General features: G+C 61.7%; 5 protein-coding genes. All 5 read left to right on the top strand.

Going from position 1 to position 6,530, the window contains the following annotated elements; all coding sequences use genetic code 11:
- Positions 1-139: 139 nt before the first annotated feature.
- Complete coding sequence (gene dnaK, locus SYN63AY4M2_RS03710) at positions 140-1,948, top strand: molecular chaperone DnaK (RefSeq protein WP_011429677.1); 1,809 nt, start codon at positions 140-142, stop codon at positions 1,946-1,948.
- A gap of 116 nt (positions 1,949-2,064) precedes the next feature.
- A complete protein-coding gene (gene dnaJ / locus SYN63AY4M2_RS03705) occupies positions 2,065-3,249 on the top strand; it encodes a molecular chaperone DnaJ (protein ID WP_011429678.1) in 1,185 nt (394 codons plus the stop codon).
- Complete coding sequence (locus tag SYN63AY4M2_RS03700; RefSeq protein WP_011429679.1) at positions 3,246-3,509, top strand: sulfurtransferase TusA family protein; 264 nt, start codon at positions 3,246-3,248, stop codon at positions 3,507-3,509. Before dnaJ ends, SYN63AY4M2_RS03700 begins: the two co-directional genes overlap by 4 nt.
- Positions 3,506-4,585, top strand: a complete 1,080-nt coding sequence (rsgA, locus tag SYN63AY4M2_RS03695; protein WP_099812354.1) for a ribosome small subunit-dependent GTPase A — start codon at positions 3,506-3,508, stop codon at positions 4,583-4,585. Before SYN63AY4M2_RS03700 ends, rsgA begins: the two co-directional genes overlap by 4 nt.
- 134 nt (positions 4,586-4,719) lie before the next feature.
- Positions 4,720-6,240 carry a hypothetical protein gene (locus tag SYN63AY4M2_RS03690; RefSeq protein WP_011429681.1) on the top strand — a complete coding sequence of 507 codons (1,521 nt, stop codon included), beginning with the start codon at positions 4,720-4,722 and terminating at the stop codon, positions 6,238-6,240.
- Positions 6,241-6,530 lie beyond the last annotated feature (290 nt).

Here is a 6,530-nt window from a genome sequence, read left to right as displayed (position 1 = left end):
ATAGCCTCAAAAAGGCTACAGTAAAGCTACGGAGGCGGAAGCGCCGCCTGAAGGTTTCTGCGGGATTCTGGGCAAAATGCTCTTATGAGATCCGTGGAATTGTCCTGGGTTGGGATTTGACGCACGGGGAGAGAGGGGTATGGGCAAAGTCATCGGGATTGACCTGGGAACCACCAACAGTTGCGTGGCGGTTTTGGAAGGGGGCAAGCCCGTGGTGATCACCAACGCCGAAGGAGGGCGCACCACCCCCAGCATCGTCGGCTTTGCCAAGAACAACGTCCGCCTGGTGGGCCAACTGGCCAAGCGTCAGGCGGTTACCAACGCCGAAAACACCATCTTCAGCATCAAACGCTTCATTGGCCGCACCTTCGCCGAAACTGAAGAAGAGCGCAAGCGAGTCCCCTACAAGGTGATCCCTGGCCGGGACAACATGGTGGAGGTGGTGGTGCAGGATCGCGCCTACACGCCCCAGGAGATCTCCGCAATGATCCTGCAAAAGCTGAAGGCCGACGCGGAGGCTTATCTGGGGGAGCCGGTGACTCAGGCGGTGATCACCGTCCCCGCCTACTTTACCGATGCCCAGCGCCAGGCCACCAAAGACGCGGGCACCATTGCCGGACTGGAGGTGTTGCGCATCATCAACGAACCGACGGCAGCCGCCCTGGCCTACGGGCTGGACAAACAAGATCAAGATCTGCGCATCTTGGTTTTCGACCTGGGTGGCGGCACCTTCGACGTCTCGGTGCTGCAACTGGGCAGCGGCGTGTTCGAGGTACAAGCCACCGCCGGCAACAACCACCTGGGCGGGGATGACTTTGACCAGAGAATTGTCGATTGGCTCAACCGCCAGTTTTTGGAGACGGAAGGGATCGACCTCTCCCGGGATCGCATGGCCTTGCAGCGGATGCGGGAGGCGGCGGAGAAGGCCAAAATCGAGCTGTCCAGCACCCAGGTTACGCTCATCAACCTGCCCTTTATCACCGCCGACGACTCCGGGCCCAAACACCTGGAAGTGGAGCTGACCCGCGCCAAGTTCGAGGAGTTGGTGCAGGATCTGGTGGAGGCTACTGTTGAGCCCACCGAGCAAGCTTTGCGGGATGCCGGCCTCTCCCCTGAGGATATCGACCGCGTGCTGCTGGTGGGTGGCTCTACTCGCATTCCCGCTGTTCAGGAGAAGATTCGGCAAATCTTCAAAAAAAACCCGGATCGCTCCGTCAACCCCGACGAGGCAGTAGCCCTTGGCGCAGCCATCCAGGCAGGGGTGGTAGGCGGAGAAGTGAAAGACCTGCTGCTGTTGGATGTGATTCCCCTCTCCATTGGCGTGGAGACCTTGGGCGGGGTATTCACCCGCATCATCGAGCGCAACACCACCATTCCCACCAGCAAAACCCAAATTTTCTCCACCGCCACCGACGGCCAGACAATGGTGGAAATCCACGTCTTGCAGGGAGAGCGGGCTATGGCCAAGGACAACAAGACCTTGGGCCGCTTTCAACTAACCGGGATCCCGCCAGCTCCCCGCGGGGTGCCCCAGATCGAAGTCTCCTTTGATATCGATGCCAACGGCATTTTGAAAGTCTCCGCCCGCGAGAAGGGGACGGGGATCGAGCAGAGCATCAAGATCACCAACCACGGCGGCTTGAGCAGCAGCGAGATCGAGCGGATGCGTCGGGAAGCCGAGGCCTACGCCGAAGAAGATCGGCGCCGGCGGCAGTTGGTGGAAGCCCGCAACCAAGCGGACAGCCTGCTCTACAACTACGAGAAGACCCTGCAGGAGCACGGCAGTCGCCTTAGCGAGATCTGCCTCCAGAGGGGGGCCCAGGCGGCGGGCACATTGAGGGCGCTGCTGGCAAATGATAACGTAGACTTAGCAACTTTACGGAATGCAATGGAAGAGCTGCGGGCTGTGCTCCTAGAGATGGGGAGTGAGATCTATGGCACTCGCTGAGGATACTCGGCGAAGGCTTTTGCTCAGCTCTGGGGCATGGCAGAGGGGCATTGCCTGGGCCATCCGGCAAGCTGTGTTTCCGGCGTCATTCGATCCTTGTTCTCTGAAGCGCTTCTATGGCTCGTGACTACTACGAAATCTTGGGGGTTAGCCGTGATAGCTCCAAGGAAGAGATTAAGCGCGCCTATCGTCGGCTGGCCCGCAAGTATCACCCTGACGTCAACAAAGAGCCAGGGGCTGAGGATCGCTTCAAGGAAATCAACCGCGCCTATGAGGTGCTCTCGGACGACGAGCTGAGGGCTCGCTACGACCGCTTTGGGGAAGCTGGGCTGAGCGGTGCGGCGGCTGCCGCCAGCGGGTTCCAGGATTTCGCCGGAATCGGTGGCTTCGCCGACCTTTTCGAGAGCTTCTTCACCAACTTTGCGGGAGGGGGAGTTGGCTACAGCCGCAGCCGCCAAGGGCCGGTACGCGGGGATGACCTGCGCTTTGACCTGAAATTGGAGTTTCTCGAGGCCATCTTCGGCGGCGAAAAGCAAATTCGCATCAGCCACTTGGAGGTCTGCCCGGTCTGTGGGGGCAGCGGGGCCAAGCCCGGCACAGATGTGAAAGTCTGCCCCACCTGTGGCGGCGCTGGTCAGGTGCGGCGGGCCACCCGCACCCCCTTTGGCAACTTTACCCAGGTCTCGATCTGCCCCACCTGCGGCGGTGCCGGCCGGGTGCTGGAAGAGCCCTGCTATAACTGCAATGGCGAGGGCCTCGCCCAGACCACCAAGAAGCTGCGCATCAACATCCCTGCCGGCGTGGACAGCGGCACCCGTCTGCGGGTTTCTGGCGAGGGGGATGCCGGTCGGCGCGGTGGCCCACCTGGGGATCTCTACGTTTACCTCTTCGTCGAGCCGGATCCCGACTTCCAGCGGGATGGTCTCACCATCTTCTCGCAGGTGCGGGTAAGCTATCTGCAGGCCATTTTGGGGGCTAAAGTCTTGGTGCCCACGGTGGACTCGAAGGCGGGCCTGGAGGAAGAGGCGGAGCTGACCATTCCGGCGGGTTCCCAGCCGGGTACGGTGCTAACTCTGGAGGGCAAGGGGGTACCTCGCCTTGGCAATCCGATGTTGCGGGGCGACCACAAAATCACCCTGGTAGTGGAGATTCCCACCCGCATCAGCTCGGAAGAGCGGGAACTGCTTATGCGCCTGGCCGAGTTGCATGGGGAACGCATCAACAAGCGGGACGGTTTCTTGGGCGGGCTGTTGCGGGGGCTGGCCCAAATGCCCGGCAACCGAGAGCGAGAAGAAGAATGACGGCAGAGGCAATTCCCCCCCACGAGGTGAAGCTGGTTCTGGATCAACGCGGGATCCCCTGCCCGCTCAACTACGTGCGCGCCAAGTTGCGCCTAGAACGCATGGCGCCGGGGGAGGTGCTGGAGCTGTGGCTGGATGCAGGAGAGCCTCTGGAGCAGGTGCCCAAGAGCCTGACGATGGCGGGGCATTACATTGAAGGGCAACAAGCGGCGCCCGAGGGACACCACATCCTCTGGGTACGCCGTGGGAACTTGGCATGAGCCACCGGAGGGAGGGGCAGGGATCCACTTGCACTGGCTGGGTGCGCGCCGCCCAGGCCAACTTTTATCGCGTGCGCATCGATCCCGAGCTGGCTGCCCTTTTTCCTGAGATCGAGGCGCATTTCCCGGCCCAAAAGCCGATGCCGGCGGAGCTTCTCTGCACTGCTCGGGCCAAGCTCAAAAAAATGGGGCAGTCGGTGATGGTGGGGGACTGGGTGGAGGTTAGCTTACCGCCGGCTGCCGACTCTCTCTGGCCGGAGCGGGGGGCAATTGAGGCCATTCTGCCGCGGCGAACTCAGTTGCCTCGACCGGCCATCGCCAACATAACCCAAGTCTTGGTGGTGATGGCCCTGGCCGAGCCGGAGCCCGAGCCCAACGCCCTCAGCCGTCTGCTGGTGCAGGCCGAGGCCAGCCACCTGCGAGTTCAGGTGGTGTTCAACAAGTGCGATTGTGTAGAGGCGGCGGTGGCAGAGAGCTGGCGACAGCGTCTGCAGCGGTGGGGGTATGAGCCTCTATTGGTCAGTGCCCTTACTGAGGCAGGGATCCCCGAGCTGCGCCGCCGCTGTCGGGATCAGATTTCGGTGGTGGCTGGCCCCTCAGGGGTAGGCAAGTCAAGCTTGCTCAACCGACTCTTGCCGGCTGTTCAGCTGACCACCCAAGCGGTGTCAGAGAAGTTGCGCCAGGGGCGGCACACCACCCGCCATGTGGAGCTGTTCCCTCTGCCAGAGGGGGGTTGGATTGCCGACTCTCCGGGGTTCAATGCCGGCGAAGGGATCCCGCCGGTTTCCCCTCAGCAGCTAATACGTTGCTTTCCGGAAGTGCGGGAGCGGCTGGGCACCTGTCAGTTTCGCGATTGCTTGCACGATCGGGAGCCGGGCTGTGGGCTGCGGGAGCTGGACTGGGAGCGGCGGGGGTTTTACCTACAGCTTTTACATGAACTCCAGGAAGCGCAAGCGGCAAACTCTGCCCCAGCTTGCCCAGGTCTCAAGCGAAGGGGGGAGGGGCACCACCTGACCTGCCGTAAGCAGAGCCATCGCATCCTGACCGATTCCGACCTAGACTGGCAAGAGGATTGAGGCGGATAGAGCCTTTGGCCCTGGTTGATTGCCTTCGCCGCTTCCTTACATGATGATGGTAGGACCTCTTGACCATGCTCCTCCAGAAACGGCCTTTTAACCCCAAGGCCTAAAACTCCCACTGAGCAGCTCCTATGGTTCTCTCGGATCCCCTTCACCTTATCGTCCAAGAGGTGCGGCAGGGCGAGTACGCAGACCGGGTAAAAAAGCTGGTTTACTTCACCTGCACCCACACTTGGACAAACGACGCTGTCAAGCTGAGCGGGGAGGAGCTAAAGGCTCTGCTGGAGCAGCTCTACCGCGAGCATGCGACCCTGGAGGACCTAGTCCGGCGTTTTCGCGACGCCATCAGCCAAATCAACAAGAAGGCTGAATACGCCCGCGTCGCCAAACTGCTGCTGAGCAAGCTCGAGCTCCTCTATCACCAGTCTCAATCGGATCCCGGCAGCCCTCTGACTGCTTCATCTGGGGATCTGCCGGCTTGGGTGGCGCCTGCGCCCAGCTTACCTGTGAGATACGGCGGCCTACAACTGCACAAGCAAGACTACGACCCGTTCGAGTTGCGGGCGGGGGTGATGCAGCAGACAAGTCCCTTGCGGGCCAAGCTGGTTTTGTTCACGGCTTTGCACCACAGGCTAGAGCCCACGGTGCAAGGGTTGGCGGCCCTACGGCGCTACAGTCTCGACGAGCTGCTCAGAGCCCTTTACGACGCCTGCAACTCCCCGCAGGAGCTGGAAGCGCGGCTGCAACAGGCGGTGCAGCAGCTCCAGGAGCCGGAGCAGGATAGCCAAGCAGCTAACGCCGTGCTGCAGATGCTGCAGCCTCTCTACGTTTACGTGTCCCAAGAAACAATGGCCGGTGGGGGGCTAGCTGCCGAGACTCTCGCCGCCGATCTCGATTGGCTCAATGGGGAAAATGCCGTCGGCACTGGCGGGACGGAGTCCAGCCGCATCACTTGGCTGGAGTCCGAAAGCCCGAACGAGGGGGAAGCGACAGCCGAGCCCCCTGCTTTTTCTGCTCCTGCCGTTCTGGCGTCAGAGCTTCCAGAACCCTGCCGCCAACTGCTGCACCGTAGCGCCGGATCCCTGATGGCCACCATCGAGAACACCCTGAGCGAGTTGGGCAACGCCCTGGACGAAGGGCTGCAGGACGAGGATCCGGACCAATACCTGAGCCTCAAACACCAGGTGCTGCGTGGCCTTCTGAAAGACGTAGAGGGATCCGCTGCCCTGTTCAGAGGGATCCTGAGTAGGCTGGAGCAGTCGGAGTGGGGTTTGCTGCGGCCCGCCGGCAATGCGGGACAGCCAGGAGAGATGGCCGAGATGCCGCTTCAGGTGGGGGATCCCTATGCCGCTCTGCGGCAGGTGCTGGCCACCAGCGAGCTGGCCCGCCAAAAGCCCCAGTTGGAGCAGGAAGTGATGCGCTTGGTGCGGCGCAGCATTGGCGCGATCAAAACCGCCATTGAAAATGCCCTGAGCGAGCTGGGCCAGGCCTTGGACGAACAGTTCCAGAGCCGTCCCCTAGAAGAAGCCTTAGTTCTCAAGTACCAGACGTTGCGCGCCTTTTTGCAGGAAGTCGAGGAGATCTCCACCAAGTTCGCCGCTTTCTTGGCCCGCATGGAGGAGGCAGAGCGCCGTCTATTTGGCCTGGTTTGAAAACCAAGCCCGCCATTCTGGGATCCCGTCAACTCGCCTGAAGTCAGAGAGAGCTGTAGCTGTAGGAGCAGCCCCCCTCTCCCAGTGGGAGAGGGGTGGGGGGTGAGGGATGCCGCTTCGCCGCTGCCAACATCCAAGACAGCGCCGGGCGCGAAAGCCCTGACCCTCCTCACCCTTGAGGGCAGAGATTCTTCGGAGTCCCGAAACGAACCTTCAAAGGCGCTGTCCAACCGCTCTGCTGTTACCCTGGCGGCCACCCTACTTTTTTGGTCGCGCCGGCGAGGCCAAGT

The organism is Synechococcus sp. 63AY4M2, from assembly GCF_002760475.1.
In the GTDB taxonomy this organism is placed as follows: Bacteria; Cyanobacteriota; Cyanobacteriia; order Thermostichales; family Thermostichaceae; genus Thermostichus.
This window is presented reverse-complemented; position numbering and strand designations above follow the sequence as displayed.